Consider the following 20196-nt stretch of genomic DNA (forward strand, 5'->3'; position numbering starts at 1 on the left):
CGCCGAACGGCTCGCGCCCACGCCGCTGGTCCGGGCCGATGATCTGGGAGCCGATCTGGCCGGTGATCTGTATCTGAAGTGCGAGCTGCTCCAGCCCACCGGCTCGTTCAAGCCGCGGGGCGCGCTCAACTGGCTGGCCAACGCGAGCGATGCGGAACGGGGCGCGGGGCTGGTCACGGTCTCGGCCGGCAATCACGCCACCGCGCTGGCCTGGGCCGCGGGCAGCCGCGGACTACCCGTCACCGTGGTCATGCCGGCCGACGCCAGCCCGCTCAAGGCCGAGTCCGCGCGCGCGCTCGGCGCGACGGTGGAGCTCATCGGCGGCATCGACGACGCCTGGGCCCGGGCCCGCGAACTGGAGGCGTCCGGTCTGACCCTGGTCCCGCCCTACGACGATCCGCGCATCATCGCCGGCGCCGGCACGATGGGCCTGGAGATTCTCGACCAGTGCCCGCGCGTGCCCGATGTGGTGGTCTGCTGCGTGGGCGGCGGCGGCATGATCTCGGGCGTGGGCCTGGCGCTGAAACAGGCGCGTCCGGATATCCGCGTCGTCGGCGTGGAACCGGCCGGCGCGCCGACGCTCGCGCGCAGCTGGGCCGCCGGCGAGCCGGTGACGCTGGCCTCGACCGACACCATCGCCGCCAGCCTCGGCGCCAATCGCGCCGGGCGCTGGACGCACGCGGTCTCGCGGCAGGTGGTCGACGAGCTGGTCGCCCTCGACGAGCCACAGATCGTGGCCGGCACCCGGGCCACACTCACCCGCGGCCGGCTGCACGCCGAGCCCGGCGGCGCGATCGCCGTGGCCGCGCTGCTGGCAGGCCGCGTTCCGCTCGCCGCGGGCCAGACCGCGGTGGCGATCGTCTCCGGTGGCAATATGGATCCCTCCCTGCTGCGAGACCTGCTGTGATCCCTTCCTCCGCCGCGACCCGGCCGCGCACGCCGCATGCGCTGCGCGTGCTGCTCGTGCTCGGCCATCCGCGCCGCGACTCGCTCTGCGGCGCGCTCGCCGATGCCTACTGCGACGGCGCGGGCGACGCCGGCGTCGAACTGCGGCGGATCGATCTGGCCGCGCTGAGCTTCGCCCGCGACGTGACTGCGGCCTCCCCGGAGAACCAGCCGCTGGAACCCGATCTGCAGGCCGCCCACGCCGATCTGACCTGGGCCGAGCACCTGGTGTTCGTCTATCCCACCTGGTGGGGGACGATGCCGGCGCTGCTCAAGAGCTTTCTCGACCGGCTGGTGATGCCGGGGTTCGCGTTCCGCTTCTACGGCCCGGGCGCGGCCGAATGGGAAGGCCTGTGGCCGGACAAGTCGGCCCAGCTGATCACCACCATGGACACGCCGCCGCCGGTCTATCGCTGGCTGTTCCACGCGCCGGGCACACCCACGCCATGCGCAACGCCACGCTCGGCTTCTGCGGCGTGCGCCCGACCCGCGCGCTGGTGTTCGGCCCGGTGCGCACCTCGGATGCCGACCGCCGCGCCGCCTGGCTGGAGAAGACGCGCCGCACCGGCTTCGCCCTGCGCAGCGGCGTGCGCTCGCCGGCGGGGCGCGCGGCCGCGCGAATCCGCCCCTGGCTGGCCGCCCTGCGACTGCAGTTCTACCCCATGAGCTGGGCGGCCTACGGCCTCGGCGCCGTGGCCGCGGCGACCGGAACGATCGACTGGGCGGCCTTCGTCTGGGGGCTGCTGTTCATCGCCCTGCTGGAAGCGGCCACGGTGTTCTGCAACGAACGGCTGGATCTCGCCACCGACCGCATCAACCCCAACCACGGCCCGTTCACCGGCGGCTCGCGCGTGCTCGTCACCGGCGCGATCAGCCCGCCGCAGCTGCGCCTAGCCACCGGGCTGCTGCTCGTGGGCGCGCTGACGGCCGCGGGCGCCGCGCTCGGCGTGGCACCGGCCCCGATCGCGACCGCGCTGTGGATGGGGCTGGCGGCTCTACTCACGCTGGGCTATACGGTCAGCCCGCTGCGGCTGAGCTACCGCGGCCTGGGCGAAGTGGACGTGGCCTTCACCCACAGCGCGCTGGTGCTGGTGCTCGGCGGCCTGCTGCAGGGTGCGGCGCTATTCGACGCCGATCTGTGGCTGCTGTCCGCACCGCTGGCGTTGGCGATCCTGCCCTCGATCGTGCTGGCCGGCGTACCCGACCACGACGCCGACGCGGCCGTGGGCAAGCGCACCATCGCGGTGCGTTTCGGCCGTCACGGCGCACTGCGGCTGGCCGGCGTGGCGCTCGTCGCCGCGGCCGCGCTCGGCCTCGTCTTCGAAGGCCTGGCGCTGGTCGATGGCGCGTTCGCCGGGCTGCAATGGTTCGTGCTGCCGCACGCCGCGCTCGGCCTCGGCCTGCTGTGGTGGCGCTCGCAGACACCGGCCGACCGGCTGCAGCGCATCGATGGCCTGCTGGTGGCCACGCTCACCTATATGCTCTGGTTCGTGCTGGTCCCCTGGTTCAATCTGTCATGAGTCGGTTCGATGCCGACATCGTGCCCATGCCCACGCGTTCCCGCGGCGCGCGGCCGTGAACGAGGGCGACCGCATCGTGCCCGCGCCCTGGCGCCTCACGGGCCAGGGCTACGTGATCGCGCTGTCCTGCTCGCAGGCCTTCGGGGCCGCGTGCGGCGCCGACACGCCGGGGCTCGCCGGGCGCGCCTGCGGCGGCCTCGGCGCGCTGATGCTCATCGACTACGCCGGCTCCGACGTCGGCCCCTATCGCGAGCTGCTGCTCTGCCCGGGGGTGTTCGATTTCGGCGACCGCCGGGCGGCGGCGATCACCCATATCTGGGTGTCGTCGGACGCGAGCGTGGTCAACGGCCGGCACAACTGGGGGCTGCCGAAAGAGCGTGCGGACTTCGAAACGCTCGCGCGTACCGACCGGGCGGAGCGCTGCCGCATCCAGCGGCCCGGCCGGGCGCCGATCACCCTGCATCTGAGCCGGCGCGGACCGAAGCTGCCGCTGCACTCGGCCATCCTGCCGCGGGCCTGGCGCACGCTCGAGCAGCCCTGGCGCGGTCGCCGCTACCGCACCTGCATCCGGGCCCGGGCGCGGGCCCGGCTGGCTCGCCTGGAAGCGCACGACATCCCGCCCGACAGCGGCTTTCCGGACATCACGGGCCAGACGCCGCGCCTCGGCCTGCATGCCGATCGCTTCGACCTGGTCTTTCCGACGGCGCAGCGCCAACCGAGGGACAGCGACGGTCCCGGCCCGCGCACCCGCTGACCGCGCCCTGTCGCCGGTGGCACAGGCCTTGCTTGCCTTGGCGTGCGTTGACCGCGCACGTCGGATACCGGACCGTATCGCCCCCGGATCGGGCCGACGCACCCTGCACGGCCATAGAACGTATCCGATCCCGTCCGACGAGCTTCGCCGCCATGACCCGCAGCCACGATCCCGCGCCCCAGGACTACGAACTGACGACCGTACCCGCCGGTGCGCGGCGCGGCTTCTGGACCATGCTTTCGGTGATGCTCGGCTTCACCTTCTTTTCCGCGAGCATGTGGGCGGGCGGCACGCTCGGCGAAGGCCTGTCCCTGACACGCTTCGCGGCCGTCGTATTGGCGGGCAACCTGATCCTCGGCAGCTATGCCGCGCTGCTGGCGCTGATCGCGAGCCGCACCGGGCTGTCGACCCATCTGCTCGCCCGCTATGCCTTCGGCAGCCGCGGCTCCTGGCTGGCCTCGGCGCTGCTCGGCGGCACCCAGGTCGGCTGGTTCGGGGTCGGCGTGGTGATGTTCGCGCTGCCGGTCCAGGTGGCCACGGGCATCGACACGCTCTGGCTGATCATCGCCGGCGGCGTGCTCATGACCGCCACCGCCTGGCTCGGTTTCAAGGCACTGACCGTGCTCAGCTTCATCGCGGTGCCGGCGATCTTCGTGCTCGGCAACCTGTCGGTCGGCCTGGCCGTGGACGAGGCCGGCGGGCTCGCCGCCCTGGCCGCGATCCAGCCCGAGAACACGCTCACGCTGGCCATCGCGCTGTCGACCTGCATCGGTTCGTTCATCAGCGGCGCTACGCTCACGCCGGATTTCGTGCGCTTCGCGAAGTCGCCCCGAATCGGGGTCGGCACGACGCTGATCGCCTTCTTTCTCGGCAACTCGCTCATGTTCACCTTCGGCGCCGTCGGCGCGCTGGTCTACAGCGAGTCCGACATCTCGAAGGTCATGTTCGCGCAGGGGCTGATCATCCCGGCCATTCTCGTGCTCGGGCTCAACATCTGGACGACGAACGACAACGCGCTCTACGCGGCGTCGCTGGGGTTTTCCAACATCACCGGCTGGCCCAAGCACTGGATCGTGCTGGCCAACGGCCTGGTCGGCACGGTGTTCGCGCTGTGGCTGTACAACAATTTCGTCGGCTGGCTGTCGTTTCTCAGCTCCGCGCTGCCGCCGATCGGCGCGATCCTGATCGCGGACTATTTCCTCGTCGCCCGCGGCCGCTATCAGGCCTTCGAGCGCGCCGTGCTCGCGGACGTGAACTGGACCGCGGTCGCGGCCTGGGCGCTCGGTTTCGCCGCCGCCAACCTGCTGCCGGGCATCCCGCCGGTCAACGCGATTCTAGCTGCACTGGTCGTCTACGTCGCGGCCAGCCACCTGCTGGGGCAGGCGGCCGCACGGCGGACGGCCGCCTGACGCTCCTGATCCCGCACGCCCGACGACGCGAGCCGCTCGAAACGAGGAACAATCACCGGCAAGCGTCCCACCGCGTGGCCGCGTGCGATCGCGACTCATGATGCGCCGCCGGATGGGCGCCGCGGCGGGCCGCCTTTAAGCCGGCTCGAAACGGGGCGAGTCGACGCTCGACAACCGGTAGCGACGTCTCCCGAGAACGCTGCCGCAGCCGCCCACACCAACGGCCATCGGCGCCGGCCCGATCCTCGCCATAGCGCGGCCGGAAGCCACCGCAGCATCGTGATTTCCGGAGCAGCAGAGCACGGCATCTCGCCCCGGTGTCACGCACGCCATCGCGTGCCGCAGCCGCCGCATCGCGCGCGTGACATCAGGAGCTCTGGCAATGCACCGGATTTGCGCTCACACCCCATCCGAGGCCGCGCCAAGGGCTGTCTTGCAGCAGGACGAGGCGCAGTGCGCGCCGTCATTCTGCGCCAGCGGGCGACGACGCGGGATCGCCACACCTCGCGAACGTCATCTGACGCCTGGCCCATAGGGTCGGGCCGTTCACGAACCATCCACGCGGGCGCACTGTGGCGCGGCACGGCCAGGCGCGATGTGCGGTCTCCGCCCCGGCGTTCGCATCCGGTCTTTTCGTCCCGAACATCCCGATCCGCGGCCCGGACGCCTATCGGGAGGATGGCGCGACCCTCGCCTCGGCGCGGTGCCGGGCGCAATCGATCGAATGCCGACACAGCTCTCGCTGAGACGGGTCGATCACGTCGGCGCAGCGGGCGGATGTCGCCGAAGCCTCGTTACGGTCACATCACAATTCCGCCGAGGGCCTGACTTTTCCACCCGTCGCCGGCTGCCCTGCCCGACACGGGCCGCGGGCCGGCGCGGGCAGGCCCGCTAGTTCGTCCGGCCCCGGTCACTTCGGTATCGGGCCGGGCCCTCGATAGGCGCGGTCCTGTCGGCCCAGCGCCCCGTAAGGCCCCGACCCGCGCCTCGCCCGCGCCGTCTGGCGCAGGTCGCCCGGCGCCCGGTCTACGTCGAGAGTCATCCGCTCGGGCCTGGTGACCGGCAGTGCAGGCGCGCCCAGCCCGGCTGTCACGACCGCTGGCCCGCCGGGCCGTCTCAAGACGCGGCAGCGCCATCACCACCGTACTGCGGCATCACGATTTTTTTGCGGCGCAGCACTTGAATCCGACCCGATCAAAACAATTGTATGTTGCATGCAGTTATAAACGGACGCCGCGACACCAACGCGACCTCATAGGCCGGCCGCTGATTGCCGCCAGGGACATCGACGCTGGGGCAAACGCCGCGCACCGGTCACTCGCGCGCGGCTCCGGCGCTCGCGCGACAGATCACACTTCGAGAGGAAATCGTCATGAAACTCAACCGCACCCCACGCCCCACCACTCTCGCGCTCATCCTCGCTCTGGCCGTCGGCGCCGGCGGCGCTGTCGCCCAGGCCGGCGTCGCCGAGGCCGACCGGCCGGCGCCGCAGTCGAGCATGCGCAGCGCGATTCCCGCTGACCAGCTCGGCGAGACGGCCCATGATCACGTCGTCTACTCGGGCCCTCGGGCGCCCGCAACCCAGCCGCTCGGCGAGGATCCGCGCTCGCGGATGAACGGCGCCACCGCGGCCGGCGACCTCGGCGAGACCACGGCCGCGCACGTCATCGACTCGACCCCCGTCGCACAGCACTATCGGCCGGGCGACGGCCACGCCAGCATGGGCAAGATCGATCCGGTCGCCCGGCTTGGCAACCGCTGATCGCGCGCAGGCACGAGCCACCGCCGGACCGTCCGACCGGGCGGTCCGGCGGACAACGAGCGGTTCGCGGTAGACTGCCGCGCCGACCGCAACCGAGGCGCCGGAACGCGCAGAGCCCGCATGTTCTCCTGGTTCGAAAGACTGATCGAGCCCTTTCCCGACGACGACCGCACGCCACCGCGCGGCAATCTGTGGCGCTTCGTCGTCTTCCATGCGAAGCCGGTCTGGCCGCTGCTCGTCGCCATGGCGGTGCTGACCGCGCTGATCTCGATCATCGAGGTCTCGCTGTTCGCCTTTCTCGGTCATATCGTGGACTGGTTCGAGACCGGTGAGCGCGAGACCTTTATGGCCGACAACGGCGCGGCACTCACGGGCATGGCGATCGTCGTGCTCGTGCTGCTGCCACTGCTGGTGTTTATTGAAGGGCTTGTGACCTTTCAGGCGCTGTCCGGCAATTTTCCGATGCGCTTTCGCTGGCAGGTGCATCGCTGGCTGCTGAACCAATCGCTGGGCTTCTTCCAGGACGAGTTCGCCGGGCGGATCGCCACCAAGCTCATGCAGACCGCGCTCGCCGTGCGCGAGACGGTGATGAAGTTCCTCGACGTGATGCTCTACGTGGCGGTGTATTTCACCGGCATCGTGGTGCTCGTCGCCGGCGCGGACTGGCGCCTGGCGATGCCGTTTCTCGTCTGGCTGGCGGGCTATGTCGCGCTGCTGCGCTATTTCGTGCCGCGGCTGGGGCGTATCGCCGAGCGCCAGGCCGATGCCCGCGCGCAGATGACCGGGCGCGTGGTCGACGCCTACACCAATATCGCCACCGTGAAGCTGTTCGCCCACACCCGGCGCGAGGCGGGCCACGCGCGCCGCAGCATGCGCGCGTTCCTGGACACGGTCTACGCCCAGATGCGGCGTATCAACGCCTTCTATGCCAGCCTCTACGTGCTCAATTCGCTGCTGCTGTCCGCAGTCGCCGCGCTCGGCATCGGCCTGTGGCAGTCGGCCCTGATCAGCGCCGGCGCGGTGGCGGCCGCGATCGGGCTGGTGCTGCGTATCAACGGCATGGCGCAGTGGATCATGTGGGAGGTCTCGCAGCTGTTCGAGAACATCGGCACGCTGCGCGACGGCATGGCGACGTTCTCGCGCCCGCAGTCGATCGACGACGCGCCCGGCGCACCGCCGCTGGCCGTGCACGCCGGCGCGATCCGCTTCGACGACGTGCATTTTCACTACGGCCGCGGCGCCGGCGTGATCGACGGCTTCTCGCTGGCGATCGCGCCGGGCGAGAAGGTCGGCCTCGTCGGGCGCTCCGGCGCGGGCAAGTCGACGCTGCTATCGCTGCTGCTGCGTTTTCACGACGTCGAGGGCGGCGCCATCTTCATCGACGACCAGAACATCGCCGCCGTCACTCAGGAATCGCTGCGCGCGAACATCGGCATGGTCACCCAGGACACCGCCCTGCTGCACCGCTCGGTGGGCGACAACATCCGCTACGGCCGCCCCGATGCGACCGACGCCGAGATCGCGGCCGCGCTGGAAGCCGCGCACGCGCGCGAATTCATCGACGATCTGGTCGACGTGCACGGTCATCGCGGCCTCGATGCGCGGGTCGGCGAGCGCGGCGTCAAGCTCTCGGGCGGCCAGCGCCAGCGCGTGGCCCTGGCCCGGGTGATGCTCAAGAACGCACCCATCCTGCTGCTCGACGAGGCCACTTCGGCGCTGGATTCCGAGATCGAGGCCGCGATCACCGAGAACCTGCACCGCCTGATGGCCGGCAAGACCGTAATCGCGGTCGCCCACCGGCTGTCCACCATCGCCGCGCTCGACCGGCTGGTGGTCATCGACGAAGGCGCGATCGTCGAGACCGGCAGCCACGCCGAACTGCTGGCCGCGAACGGGCTCTACGCGAAACTCTGGGCCCTGCAGTCCGGCGGCTTCCTCGCCGAGGACCTCGACGTGCGCGCCGCGCGCTGATGGCCGCGCGTACGCACACGGCCTGGCTGGCCTATGCCCTGCTCATCGCGACCGCGATGGCCTGGGGGGCGAACGCGGTCGCCGGCAAGCTGGCAGTCGGCCATATCAGCCCGTTGCTGCTCACGCATCTGCGCTGGGGCCTGGCTGCGCTCGTCGCCCTGCCCTTCGCCTGGCCGCATCTCAAGCGCGACGCGCCGGTCATTCGCCGCCATGCCGCGCTGCTGGCGGCGTACGGCGGTGTGGGTTTCGGCGGCTTCAACGCCGCGCTCTACACCGCGCTCAACCACACCAGCACCATCAACGTGGTCATCGAACAGGCGGCCATGCCCGGCGTGATTTTCGCGCTGAACTTCCTGGTGCTGCGCCAACGCACGCGCGGCGCCCAGCTCGTGGGCTTCGCGATGACGGTCGTCGGTGTGGCCGTGACCGTGTCCGCCGGCGACCCGGCGCGCCTGCTTGGCCTCGACCTCAATCGCGGCGATGCGCTCATGCTCGTCGCGATCCTGTGCTACGGCGGCTATACCGCAGCGCTGCGCATGAAACCGCAGATGCACTGGCTGAGCTTCATCACCGTGCTCTGCGCCGCGGCGTGGGTGGTGTCGATGCCGTTCGCCGCCTGGGAGCTGTCCGGGCCGCGTGGTTTGTGGCCGGATCTCCAGGGCTGGGCAGTCGTGGCCTTTGCCGCGACCATGCCTGGGCTCGTCGCCCAGAGTTGCTTCATCCGCGGCACTGAGATGATCGGCAGCAACCGCGCGGGTCTGTTCATCAATCTGGTACCGATCTTCGGCACGCTGTTCTCGATGCTGTTCGTCGGCGAAGTGCTGCACGGCTACCATGTGGTGGCGCTCGCGCTGGTGCTCGGCGGTATCGGCCTGGCAGAACGCTGCTGGGCGTGACATGGATCGATCATCGCGACCACGGGCCCCGTATCGTCACGATCGGATATTCCCGATCGCAAGCATGAACGGGACCGGCCGCCCGACCAGCCAGCCAGCCAACCAGCCAACCAGCGGGCAGCCTATCGGGAGCCGGCCTGATTGCCGGTACATGGCAGACCAGCAGCGGCCAGCGCGATAGCGATAGCGATAGCGATAGCGTGAATCGTCGTCGACCATTCGATGGCGACGGTCGGCTCTTCAGCCGTGCGGCGCGATCCCGCTGTCGCCGAGCGTGACCACATCGGTGATCTGCGCACCGTCCCAGACATAGCCGAAATGCCGCCCTTGGACGGCCGGCGACAGCACGCGCGGGCGAAAGACGGCCACACATTCGCCGGCGGCATCGCGCACGCTGGGGTAGACGATGCCGTCGCCGCCGGCCGCGCGTTCGGCCCCGCCGAAAGCCTGCGCGGCGCGATAGTCGTCGGCGGCCAGCACGGGCGCAGCCGCCACACAATGGCCGCGTAGATCCCGCAGGTCGCCGACAACGTTCACGTGATAGACCCGCATCTCCAGCGTCATCGGCGGCTGGGCGCTGTCGGCCATGAATCGTTCGCGATGATAGACCGTCTCGCGCACCGCCGTAGCCTGGCTGGCCGCGGCATAGAACACGCCGTACGAGCCATCCGAGAAACGCGAGCCGGCCGGATTGAGATGGGTGAAGGCGGCCATCACCGGCGTCGAGCCCGGCCCGGCCATGCGTTCGTCGGCTGCCACCAGCGACAGATCGCCCGCTTCGTCGCGCAGCCGGTCGTTGGTCAAGGATTCGACCGCCAGCGCGGCGTCCAGATCGGCCGGGTCGGCCACGCGGTCGAACAAGCCGCGCGGCGGAAAACGCGACGGCACGATCGGATAGGACGGTCGCCACCGCACCGCGGCCAACGGGAACGTCGCAGTGTGCGAACCGCTCACGCCCAGCCGCCGCGCTCGGCGTCCAGATGCCGGCGCACCACGGCCAGATCCTCGGTATGCCCGGCCAGCATGCGATCCAGCGGGCGGGCGCCGCCGAACAGCGGGTTGGCGTTGGCGCGCTTGATCCACGCATCGGCCGCGTCCGCGCGCGGCAGCAGCATCTCCAGGCTCTTGTAGATCCCCAGCAGCAGCGACAGCCGCTCGATCTGGCCGACATCGAGCGTGACGTCCGGCTTTCGCTTCCAGCGCCGGTAGGTGCTCGTCGGCGTGCCCAGCAGCCGCGCGGCCTGAATATCGGTCAGCCCCCACTGCGTCGCGATAGCGAACCAGGTCCGCAGCGCACCGGGGCTCATGCGCTGGCGCAGCTGCGCATCGTGAATATCCGGGCGCGGGTTGAGTCGTTCAGCGGTCTGGGGTGCCATAACGCCGTACTCGTTTTATGATCATTTGATCATATTAAACCTTTAATTGATCATTTGATAGCTATCGGTTCGGCTCGACCGGTCACGCCCCGACCGAGAGCCCGGTTTTGCACCGCCTGCCAGACACCCCGATAATGCGGCGCCGTTGTATAAGCCACGAGAATCCGCATGACTGCCGATACGATCACCATCGAAACCGACGAGGCCGTGCGTTTTTCGGCCTACCGCGCCCTGCCCGAGGCCGGCACCGGCCCGGCGGTGATCGTGCTGCAGGAAATCTTCGGCGTGAATCGGCATATCCGCGAGGTCTGCAACTTTTATGCCGAAGAAGGCTATGTCGTCATCGCGCCGGATCTGTTCCACCCGTTCGAGCCCTGCATCGAACTCGGCTACGAGCCGGCGGATTTCGAGCAGGCCTTCGACTATTTCAAGCGGCTCGACGTCGAACGCGCTGTCGCCGATATCGGCGCGACCGTGCGCGCGGCACGCGCCCTGCCCGAGGTCACCAGCAAGCCAGGCAAGGGCGACGTCGGCGTGGTCGGCTTCTGTCTGGGCGGCAAGCTCGCCTATCTGGCCGCCGCCCATTGCGATGTGGATGCGGCCGTGGGCTACTATGGCGTGGGCATCGACGACGCGCTCGATCTGGCCGACCAGATCCGCTGCCCCATGGCGCTGCATTTTGGCGGGCTCGACCAGTTCTCGCCGCCCGAGACTGTCGACAAGATCCGGGCCGCCTTCGCCGATCGCGACGACGTTCAGTTGTTCGTCTACGACAACGCCGATCATGCCTTCAACCGCTGGGGCAACGACCACTACAACCCGGGCGCGGCCCGTCTGGCGCATACCCGTACGCTCGCCGTGCTGCGCGCGGCACTCGGCCCGCACTACGATCTGGCCGGCCTGGCCGATCATCATTTCGAGCTGGAATTCGCCGCCCGCGACGTGGACGCCACCATGCAGACCATGGTCGCCGAGCCGTATGTGAACCACGTGCCGACCATGACCGGCGGCACCGGCCACGACAATCTCAAGCGCTTCTACAAGCACCACTTCATCCCCAAGAACCCGGCCGATCTGCAGATGAAGCCGATCTCGCGCACCGTGGGCGTGGATCGCATGGTCGACGAGTTCGTGCTCTGTTTCACCCACGACTGCGAGATCGACTGGCTGCTGCCGGGCGTCGAACCCACCGGCCGATACGTGGAAATCCCGTTCGTGGCGATCGTGACCTTTCGCGGCGACAAGCTCTATAACGAGCATATCTATTGGGACCAGGCCTCGCTGCTGGTCCAGATCGGCAAGCTCGACCCCACCGGCCTGCCGATCGCCGGCATCGAGACCGCCCGCAAGCTGCTCGACAAGGAACAGCCCAGCAACGACCTGATGCCCAACTGGGCCACCAGCGCCGACAAGGAGTGAAGGGGATGCGGCCCGATCAGCGCGTGGCGATAGTCGCCGGCCCGGCACGGCCGTGATGCTCGAACGCCTGCTGCCACTGTTCTTCGTGCTGATCTGGTCGACCGGCTTCATTGCCGCGCGGCTGGTCGCCCCGCATACCGAGCCGCTGACGTTTCTGCTTTATCGGTATCTGCTGACCATCGCCGCGTTCATCGCGATTGCGGTCGCGGTGGACGCGCCCTGGCCGCGCGGCGCACGCGCCTGGGCCAATGCCCTGCTCGCCGGCGTGCTGCTACAGGGGATTTATCTGGGCGGGGTGTTCTGGGCCGTGCGCCATGGCCTACCCGCGGGCGTGGCCGCGCTCGTGGTCGGCCTGCAGCCGCTGTTGACCGCCGTGCTCGCCTTCCCGCTGCTCGGCGAAACCGTCGGCGCACGCAAATGGGTCGGCATCGCGCTCGGCTTCGGCGGTGCGCTGCTGGTGCTGGAACCGCGCCTGGCCGTGGACGTACAGGACATCACCGTCGGCCCGCTCGTGGCCGTGGTCGCGTCCATGCTCGCCATCACCCTGGGCACGATCTGGCAGAAGCGCACCGGCGCGACCGCCGATATCCGCACCAATGCCGCCGTCCAGTTCATCGGCGCCGCGATCGTCACCCTACCTGTGGCGTTGGTCACCGAAACCGGGCGCTTCGACATGGTCTGGCAGAACTGGGTGGGCCTGCTGTGGTCGTCGCTGGGGCTCTCGGTCGGCGCCATCTCGCTGTTGATGTTTCTCATCCGCCGCGGCTCGGTCGCCAGCGTGGCCTCGCTGTTCTATCTCGTACCGCCCGTGGTGGCCGTATTCGCCTATCTGCTGTTCGGCGAAACCCTCGGCGCGCTGCAGATCGCCGGCATGCTGATCGCCGTGGCCGGCGTGGCGATTGCCAGCCGCAACCCGGCCGCTTAGCACGGCTCCCGCCCGACCGAAGATGAAGCCGGTTTGTCCAGATGGAGGCGCCTGATTATCCTCAAACCGCACGCGTGACGCAGTGAATCTGGAGACCGCAGTCGCCGAAACCCAAGCACTTTTTCAGCGCCTTGCAGGCGCTGCTGGTCAGCTCGATCCGTCAGGCCAAGACCACACTCCGTTTCTTCGATAGCGTGGGTTGACTCGGTGCCGGCGTTGACACGGGCTATGATCTGCTCTGCAAGATAGATATCTTCCAAATCCTCGATATGGCGCTCCACAGCCTCAAGCACGTAAAGCGTCTTCGTTCGACCGATCCGTTACGCGAGCCGAGTCAGCCGCGTATCCAGTGCATCATCGGCACGAAAATTGACCATTCACCCCTTTGTTAACACATCGGCTTGATTTGCATGTAAATCATGCGGTTATTGCACGCCGTTGCAACCGGCTAGACTGGCGCGAGCCAATCACACGCCTTTGTGCTCAATCTCGCCTGCCAACGCCATCTCTGGACCCGGCGCCAACAGAGAAGAGATGTACCGACAGCGTTCTGGCGTTGCACGCGCCCGGTTCACCCTCGCGCCCGCGAGAGACGGTCTCAATGTAGACATTTATTCCAGCGATGGAAGCAGCGATGACCAACCTCCGCCGGCAATATTAATCAGTTATCAATCACCGTCGGCTGTTAAAGATCGGGCGCGTGCGAGCACCTACGGCTGAGGTACGAATCGCCTGAGGACGACTGCCGCTGGTGGGCAGTGGACCGCCGCCATCATCGAACGTCATGACGTGACTCGCAATGAGGCTGCCCTAGCCGGGGTATAGCAGCTTATCTGGATCGAGCCGACGCAAGATGCTGCGTCGGCGCCGCGATTCAGGGGGCGTCAAAGCGCTGATCGGTGTGCACGTGGACCACCGCCGGACGGCGTTCGCGCTGCACCACGGCCAGCGCACGCTCGACGGCGGGGGCGGCCTGGTCGTCGGCAGTAACGGTCTCGCCGTGGCCGCCGTAGGCGCGGCCGAGCGCAGCGAAGTCGGGGTTGTGCAGCCGGGTGCCGCTGATCCGGCCGGGAAAGCGCGCTTCCTGATGCGCACGGATGGTGGCGAACTGGCGATTGTCCATGACGACGACGAGCATCGCCGCGCCGTGCTGGACGGCTGTGGCCAGCTCCTGGCCGTTCATGCTGAATTCGCCGTCGCCGGCGATGGCCACGATCGTGCGTTCGGGGCATTCCAGCGAGGCGGCGACGGCGGCGGGCACGCTGTAGCCCATGGACCCGTTGCGCAGGCTGAGCTGGCTGGGAAATACTCGGGTCGGCAGGTAACGCTGGGCCCAGAAGCAGTGGTTGCCGGCGCCGAAGCAGTGGATGGCGTCCGCCGGCAGCCGCGCGACCACTTCGGCGACCACGCGCGTCATGTGCACGGTGCCCACGGCGGTCTCGGGAAGGCGCGACAGCGCCGGCAGTTCGGCGAAGGCCGCCTGGGCCGCGCGCGCGTCGGCCCGCCACTCCGTCCGGTCGACGGCGGGCGACGGGTCGAGCCCGGCGAGCGCTTCGACCAACGCCGTGGGCGCGGCGAGCACGTGATGCGTCAGCGCGCCGCTGCGTCCGCGCAGCTCCGGGTCGATGTGCACGGCGATGTGGGTAGCTTGCATGGACTGGCGCAGGGTGTAGCCGTCGCTCGGCACGTCGGTGGGCAGCGCGCCGATCGAGAGCAGCACATCCGCGTCGGCCAGCAGACGGGCGGCATGGTCGCCGCGCCCGTAGCCGAGCCAGCCAACATTGACCGGCGAATCGAAGGGGATGCGGTCGCTGGCCCGCCAGTCGTGGACGACCGGGATGTCGTAGCGCTCGGCAAAGGCCGTGACTGCGGCCGCAGCGGTCGCCGTCCAGCGCGGGCCGCCGATGAACAGCAGCGGACGCTCGGCGCCGGCCAGCGCATCGCGGATGCACGCGCGATCCGCCGCCGACACGCCACCTTCGGCCACCGGCAGCACCGGGTGGTCGTCGACGGCCACCGCGGCGCTGACCACATCCTCCGGCAGGCCCACGACCACCGGCCCGGGCCGGCCAGCGCGGGCGGCATGAAAGGCCTCGGCCACGATCGCCCCGGCTCGTTCGGCACAGTCGAGCACGAACACGCGCTTGGCCTGGGTGCCGAACCAAGCGCGGATGTCGAACGCCTGAAACGCCTCGCGCTGGCGGTGGGCTGTGGGTATGAGGCCGACGAACAGCACCATCGGTGTGGCGTCCTGCCAGGCCGCATGCACCGCAACCATGGCGTTGGCCGCGCCCGGGCCGCGGGTGACCAGCGCCACGCCGGGCTCGCCGGTGAGTTTGCCGTGGGCCTCGGCCATGTAGCCGGCGCCGCCCTCCTGACGACAGACGATGGTCTCGATGGCCGACTCGTACAGTCCGTCGAGCACGGCGAGAAAACTCTCGCCGGGCACCGAGTAGACCCGGGGCACGCCGTGCCGCGCCAGTGCATCCACGATGACCTGACCTGCATGCCGCTGCGCCACTGTCACTCTCCTCATTGTTGAAGGTGCACATCGCCGAGCGACGGCCCGATGTGCTGCGGCGGCAGTATCGACCGGCGCCGATCATGCGGTCCAATACCGAATGGCTGAGTCTTCCATGCCATCACGGCATGGATCACGCCTCAGCCATCTTCATCGACGGCCAGGTGGCGCTGGAAGAACAGCCGGATGCGCGCGGCCAGATCGGCGAGGATGTCGGCGGCGAAATGATCGCTCGGCCAGGCCATGTGCAGCGGCAGCCGTAGCGGGCCGCCGCGCTCGTCGACGTCGTGTATCGGCAGCCGATACACACCGAACCGCGCCGGCTCGGTGGTGATGCCCACGCCGTGGCCGGCCGCGGCGAGCGCCAGGATGGTCTGGCCATCGTCGCAGGCGTGCACACGGCCGAAGCCGGCGCCGGCCCGGCTCATGGCGCTGTCGACGATCGCGCGGCTCACGCCGCGATGCGAATGCAGTATCACGACCTGGTCGGCCAGCATGCCGGGGGCGATGCCGGTGAGTCGGCGGCACGCCCAGGGGTGGTCCGCCGCGACATGCGCGCTGATCGCCACGCTGCCGAGCGCGAGCGAGGCCAATGCCGGCTCGGGCGGCGTCGGCGAGACGATGCCATCGACGCCGCGGTTCAGCGCTTCGTCGATATCGAAGTGCGGCGTCTCGCGCACGAGCAACCGCGGATCGGCGACTGTGGTGGTCGCGATGAAGGGCGCCACGAAGCTGCGGACGGAGGCCGACGTCGCCGCGAGCGTGAGCGTGTCGATCCGGCCGGTGCGCAGTGCCTCGGCCGCGCCCTCGAATGCACGGGTTTGGTGCATCAGCCGGCGTGCCACCGGTACCAGCGCGCGGCCGGCCGCGGTCAGTGCCAGACGGTTGCCGTGGCTTTCGAACAGCGTGAGCGTCAGCTCGCGCTCGAGGGTGCGAATCTGTCGGCTCAGGGCCGGCTGGGCCACGGGTATGGCCCGCGCGGCGGCGGTGACCGTGCCGGCGTCCACCACCGCGAGGAAATAGGCCAGCCGTCGGTAATTCATACCCCGAGCATGCCGCGATGGCATGAATGGGCGCAACAAAAAGTATTGGCCGGCATGCCTGTTGCAGGCATAGGTTCGATTGCGAAACCCAGTTGCGAAAACGACCGCGCCCATCGGCCGGTCCGGAGGTACTCGGCACCCATGGCCATGTTCTCGGCATTCGACCAGACCGTGCTCGGCATACTGATCGGCGCCTATTTTCTCCTGCTGGTGGCGATCTCGTTCGTCATCAACCGCGGCGTCACCACCTACGAGGACTACAGCGTGGCCGGGCGCTCGGTGGGCTTCTTCCCGATCACGCTCACGCTGGTCGGAACCGCCATCGGCGGCTCCATTCTTCTGGGCTTCATGAGCAAGGGCTACGAGCTCGGCATGGGGCAGGTTTGGCTGCTGATCGTGATGCTGGTGACCTCGATATTCATGGCCCTGTTCATGATCCGCCCGATCCGCGACATGGGCAGCCAGCGCCGCCTCGTCACCGTCGGCGACTTCACCAGCGCCATCTACGGGCCAAAGGCGCGCTTTCCCACGGCCCTGTCCATGCTCGTGGCCTACTGCTCGATCACCGGCATGCAGTTCGTGGCGGTGGCCACGATCCTGAACCTGACCATCGGTCTCGACATGACCCGCGGCATTCTCCTCGGGGCCGTGCTGCTCACGATCAAGACCTATCTGGGCGGCCTGAAGTCGGTGGTTTTCCAGGACGCCATTCACGGCACGGTGCAGACCATCGGCATCTTCGTGCTGTTCTTCGTGGTGCTGAGCGTCGCCGGCGGCTGGAGCCAGGTCAGCGAAAACGCCCGCGCAGCCGGCAACGCGGCGCAGTTGAACTGGCTGCATATCCCGCCGAGTCAGGTGGCCGTGGCGCTGCTGACGATCGGCGCCTACCAAATGGTGCGCCAGGATCTGTGGCAGCGGATCTGGGCGGCGCGATCGATGCGCACCATCCAGACCGGCTTCTGGACTGCGGTCATCCTGCAGACAGTGGTGGGCTTCGCGATCGTCGCCATCGGCGTCATGGCGCGCTACGGCCTCGAACTGGAAACCGACGACCCGTCACTGATCTATTACCAGACCGTGGGCGCGGTGTTCCCCTTCCCACTGGTGGTGGTGATGGTGCTGGCCCTCCTAGCCACCGTCATTTCCTGCGCGGACTCATTCTTCCTCGCCGGTAGCGCGTCCATCGTCAACGACATAATACGGCCGCGACTCGATAATCCCGATAGCCACCGCATGTTGCTTTACAGCAAGCTCTCAGTGGCGCTGACCGCAGTCATCGCCACTCTACTAGCGCTTTATATTCCGGAACTGGTCACGCTTTGGATCGTGGGCACCGCCATGTTGGTCTCCGGCATTCTCGCACCGGTGCTGTTCGGACTGTTCTGGCCCCGGGTGACACCCACCGCGGGCGTGGCGTCGATGTGGGTGGGGCTGCTGGTGGCCATACTCTGGCAGCTTCTCGGTCAGCCGTTCGGACTGCATCCGGTATTCATCGGTCTGCCCCTGTCGATCGTCACGATCGTGGCGATGTCGCTGCGGGCCACGCCGCGACGGGAGAGCGCCCCCGCGTCGGAGTAAGAACGCGGGCAGCCATCCTTCGATGCGGCGGCGGCAACCGTCAGCCGGCCGCCGGCCGCGACGATGCGAGTTTTTCCTCGCCGAAGAACATCGCAGCCGTTTCCCGCCGGCGCCGCGCGGTCGCCTGGCTGAACCACAGACTAGCTTGTGCCGACTCCGACCGGAGCGCGGCGGACGAAGCGCTAGGCGGAGGCATCGGTATCGCGCTGCAGCGCATCCGCGGGCACGCGGATTCGCACGGTGGTGCCGTTGTTATCGTAGGTCTCGATGCGGGCGCCGAGCTGGTCGCCGAGCGTGGACATGAGCTCGCGGCCGAGGCCCTGTGGGGCGTCGTCGGCCATGCCGCGGCCGTTATCGGCCACGACCACGAGGATGTCGCCGTCGGCGTGCTCGAGGGTGACCTGCACTTCGCCGTCCGAGCTCTCGGGAAAGCCGTGCCGGGCGCTGTTGGCGATGAGTTCGTTGACCATGAGTGCCAGCGGAATGGCGTGATCGAGATCGACGAACACGGCGTCGACCGACGAGCACACGCGCACGGGGTGGTCGTCGTTGCTGTAGAAGGCGTCGAGTTCACCGCAAAGCTCGTGCAGATAGCCGCCGAACTCGATGTCGCGCGTCTGCCCGTCTTGATAGAGACGGTTGTAGATGCGCCCGAGCGCGGCCACGCAGTTGCCGACGGCTCGAAGACGGGCCTTGGCGTTGGCATCGTCCAGGCGCGCGGTCTCGACCGCCAGCAGGTTGCTCACGACCTGCAGGTTGTTCTTGACGCGGTGGTTGAGCTCGTCGAGCAGGGTGTTCTTCTCGCGCAGCGCCTGTTCGAGTTCGGACTCGATCCGTCCCCGCTCGATGCCGGAGGCGAGCACGTGGGCCAGCGACTGCAGAAAGTCCACGTCGTCTTCGTCAAAGGCACCTTCGGCGGAGGCGTCGGCTTCGAGCACACCGAACGGCTCGCCCGTGCCCTGGATGATGACGTTGATCGCACGGGTCACCCCGTGTTCGATCAGCAGTTCGGGGGTGCGGAACCGTTCCTCGCTGGACAGATGGTTGCTGACGACCGGCTCGCCGGTGTGCAGCGCGTAGCCGGCCGGCGAGTCCATGCCGGCGCCCACGGTGGCGCGGCCGACCACGCCTGGCTGCCAGCCGATGCCGGTATAGACACGCAGACGCTCATCATCCGACTCGTACTTGAGCACTTTCGCCAGATTCGACTGCACGCCCTCGGCGGCGATGCGGGTCGCCTCCTGGGCGAGCACTGCGAAATCGTGGCTGTTCAACGCATACAGCCCCAGATCGGATACCAGGGACTGCTGGCGCAGACGGTACTCGAGGCCTTGCTGTCCCATCGTCTTCACCCTCTGACCGGCGCCACGGCAGATGCGGCGTCGTTTTCGGAAAATACTGTACGTGGACGGCGATCACGCACCGATGCCCGGATCCGGGCGAGGACACGAAGCTTAACCGCTTGCCGACAAACGCTCCAGCGCGTGATCCGCGGCGGTCTGCAATTGTTCGCGTGTGCGTGCGAGCGCCTCGCGTTCGCCGGCATCATCGAGGTTGCGCACGTTGGCGTCGACGTTCAGCAACACCATGGCGAGCCCGGAATGCAGCAGGCGTGCGCCGGCGTCGGTATCGCTGTGCAGGCTCTCGCGGGTGAGCCCGCGCGCGGCCACCGCCAGTTCGAGCGCCTCCAGACAGCAGCGAGCGGTATCCACCGGTACGCGGTTGATGCGTTCGACGGCCGCCTGCAGCGCGCCCTCATCCGCCGTGTCCCGGCGCGCCGCGAGGTAGGCGTTGAACGCCTGCACATCCTCGTCGGCGTAATCGCCGAGCGCGGCGAGCTGGGCGTCGGCGCGCTCGATCAGCCGTGCGCGCTCGGCGCAGGCCGCCTTGGATTCGCTGATACGCAGCCCCTTGAGCACGAGCGCCAGGCCGATCGCCGCGGAACTGGCCGCCGCCGCGCCGCAGCCGGGCATGGAGCGCGACTCGATCGCGTCGCGGAATTCGCCGAGCGTCATCTGCCAGATACTGTGTTCGGCCATGGTATGCGTTTGTGCCGATCGACCAGACCGGCATTGTC

16 protein-coding genes and 1 pseudogene are annotated in these 20196 nt (G+C 68.6%); 10 read left to right on the plus strand and 7 right to left on the minus strand.

Annotation, left to right across the window (positions count from 1 at the left end; all coding sequences use genetic code 11):
- The 7 genes and pseudogenes from SAOR_RS09845 to SAOR_RS09875 form a co-directional block, all read left to right on the plus strand.
- Positions 1–907 (plus strand): threonine ammonia-lyase (locus tag SAOR_RS09845; RefSeq protein WP_148077376.1); only part of this gene is annotated, 907 nt, incomplete at its 5' end.
- A gap of 41 nt (positions 908–948) precedes the next feature.
- Positions 949–2465, plus strand: a pseudogene (locus SAOR_RS17315) (NAD(P)H-dependent oxidoreductase).
- Between the two features lie 55 nt (positions 2466–2520).
- The gene (locus SAOR_RS09855) at positions 2521–3219 is read left to right on the plus strand and encodes an acetoacetate decarboxylase family protein (protein WP_185015627.1); all 699 of its coding nucleotides are present in this window, start codon (positions 2521–2523) and stop codon (positions 3217–3219) included.
- 152 nt (positions 3220–3371) lie between these two features.
- Positions 3372–4628: a cytosine permease gene (codB, locus tag SAOR_RS09860; RefSeq protein ID WP_123631274.1), complete on the plus strand. Its 1257-nt coding sequence runs from the start codon at positions 3372–3374 to the stop codon at positions 4626–4628.
- A 1372-nt stretch (positions 4629–6000) separates the two neighbouring features.
- Positions 6001–6390: a hypothetical protein gene (locus SAOR_RS09865; RefSeq protein WP_123631275.1), complete on the plus strand. Its 390-nt coding sequence runs from the start codon at positions 6001–6003 to the stop codon at positions 6388–6390.
- A gap of 120 nt (positions 6391–6510) precedes the next feature.
- On the plus strand, positions 6511–8361 hold the full coding sequence (locus SAOR_RS09870; RefSeq protein ID WP_123631276.1) for an ABC transporter ATP-binding protein: 1851 nt from the start codon (positions 6511–6513) through the stop codon (positions 8359–8361).
- Positions 8361–9257 carry a DMT family transporter gene (locus SAOR_RS09875; protein ID WP_123631277.1) on the plus strand — a complete coding sequence of 299 codons (897 nt, stop codon included), beginning with the start codon at positions 8361–8363 and terminating at the stop codon, positions 9255–9257. Before SAOR_RS09870 ends, SAOR_RS09875 begins: the two co-directional genes overlap by 1 nt.
- Before the next feature lie 240 nt (positions 9258–9497).
- On the opposite strand, the gene SAOR_RS09880 is transcribed toward SAOR_RS09875, so the two are convergent.
- Both SAOR_RS09880 and SAOR_RS09885 read right to left on the minus strand, forming a co-directional pair.
- Positions 9498–10211, minus strand: a complete 714-nt coding sequence (locus SAOR_RS09880; RefSeq protein WP_185015628.1) for an RES family NAD+ phosphorylase — start codon at positions 10209–10211, stop codon at positions 9498–9500.
- Positions 10208–10633 (minus strand): antitoxin Xre-like helix-turn-helix domain-containing protein, encoded by a 426-nt coding sequence (locus SAOR_RS09885; protein WP_221179942.1) that lies wholly within the window; start codon positions 10631–10633, stop codon positions 10208–10210. Before SAOR_RS09885 ends, SAOR_RS09880 begins: the two co-directional genes overlap by 4 nt.
- A gap of 168 nt (positions 10634–10801) precedes the next feature.
- Here SAOR_RS09885 and SAOR_RS09890 point away from each other — a divergent pair, with 168 nt between their 5' ends.
- Positions 10802–12052 (plus strand): dienelactone hydrolase family protein, encoded by a 1251-nt coding sequence (locus SAOR_RS09890; protein WP_123631278.1) that lies wholly within the window; start codon positions 10802–10804, stop codon positions 12050–12052.
- 55 nt (positions 12053–12107) lie between these two features.
- The gene (locus SAOR_RS09895; RefSeq protein ID WP_123631279.1) at positions 12108–12977 is read left to right on the plus strand and encodes a DMT family transporter; all 870 of its coding nucleotides are present in this window, start codon (positions 12108–12110) and stop codon (positions 12975–12977) included.
- On the opposite strand, the gene relB is transcribed toward SAOR_RS09895, so the two are convergent.
- The 3 genes from relB to SAOR_RS09910 all read right to left on the minus strand — a co-directional run bounded on the left by relB (position 12974) and on the right by SAOR_RS09910 (position 16541).
- Positions 12974–13294, minus strand: coding sequence for a type II toxin-antitoxin system RelB family antitoxin (gene relB, locus SAOR_RS17395; RefSeq protein ID WP_425472102.1), 321 nt, complete (start codon positions 13292–13294; stop codon positions 12974–12976). The two genes, SAOR_RS09895 and relB, sit on opposite strands and share 4 nt — an antisense overlap.
- A gap of 557 nt (positions 13295–13851) precedes the next feature.
- Positions 13852–15498, minus strand: coding sequence for a thiamine pyrophosphate-dependent enzyme (locus SAOR_RS09905; protein WP_221179943.1), 1647 nt, complete (start codon positions 15496–15498; stop codon positions 13852–13854).
- 140 nt (positions 15499–15638) lie between these two features.
- Positions 15639–16541: a LysR family transcriptional regulator gene (locus SAOR_RS09910; RefSeq protein WP_185015629.1), complete on the minus strand. Its 903-nt coding sequence runs from the start codon at positions 16539–16541 to the stop codon at positions 15639–15641.
- 141 nt (positions 16542–16682) lie between these two features.
- Here SAOR_RS09910 and SAOR_RS09915 point away from each other — a divergent pair, with 141 nt between their 5' ends.
- On the plus strand, positions 16683–18119 hold the full coding sequence (locus SAOR_RS09915; protein WP_221179944.1) for a sodium:solute symporter family protein: 1437 nt from the start codon (positions 16683–16685) through the stop codon (positions 18117–18119).
- Positions 18120–18301: 182 nt separating this feature from the next.
- Here SAOR_RS09915 and SAOR_RS09920 read toward each other — a convergent pair whose 3' ends face one another.
- Together SAOR_RS09920 and SAOR_RS09925 are read right to left on the minus strand one after the other, a co-directional pair.
- The gene (locus SAOR_RS09920; RefSeq protein WP_123631283.1) at positions 18302–19462 is read right to left on the minus strand and encodes a sensor histidine kinase; all 1161 of its coding nucleotides are present in this window, start codon (positions 19460–19462) and stop codon (positions 18302–18304) included.
- A 111-nt stretch (positions 19463–19573) separates the two neighbouring features.
- Entirely contained in the window at positions 19574–20158 is a 585-nt protein-coding gene (locus SAOR_RS09925) for a cyclodeaminase/cyclohydrolase family protein (protein ID WP_185015630.1), read from the minus strand.
- Positions 20159–20196 lie beyond the last annotated feature (38 nt).

Origin of the sequence: Salinisphaera orenii subsp. orenii MK-B5, from assembly GCF_003788635.1 — a bacterium.
Lineage (GTDB): Bacteria > Pseudomonadota > Gammaproteobacteria > Nevskiales > Salinisphaeraceae > Salinisphaera > Salinisphaera orenii.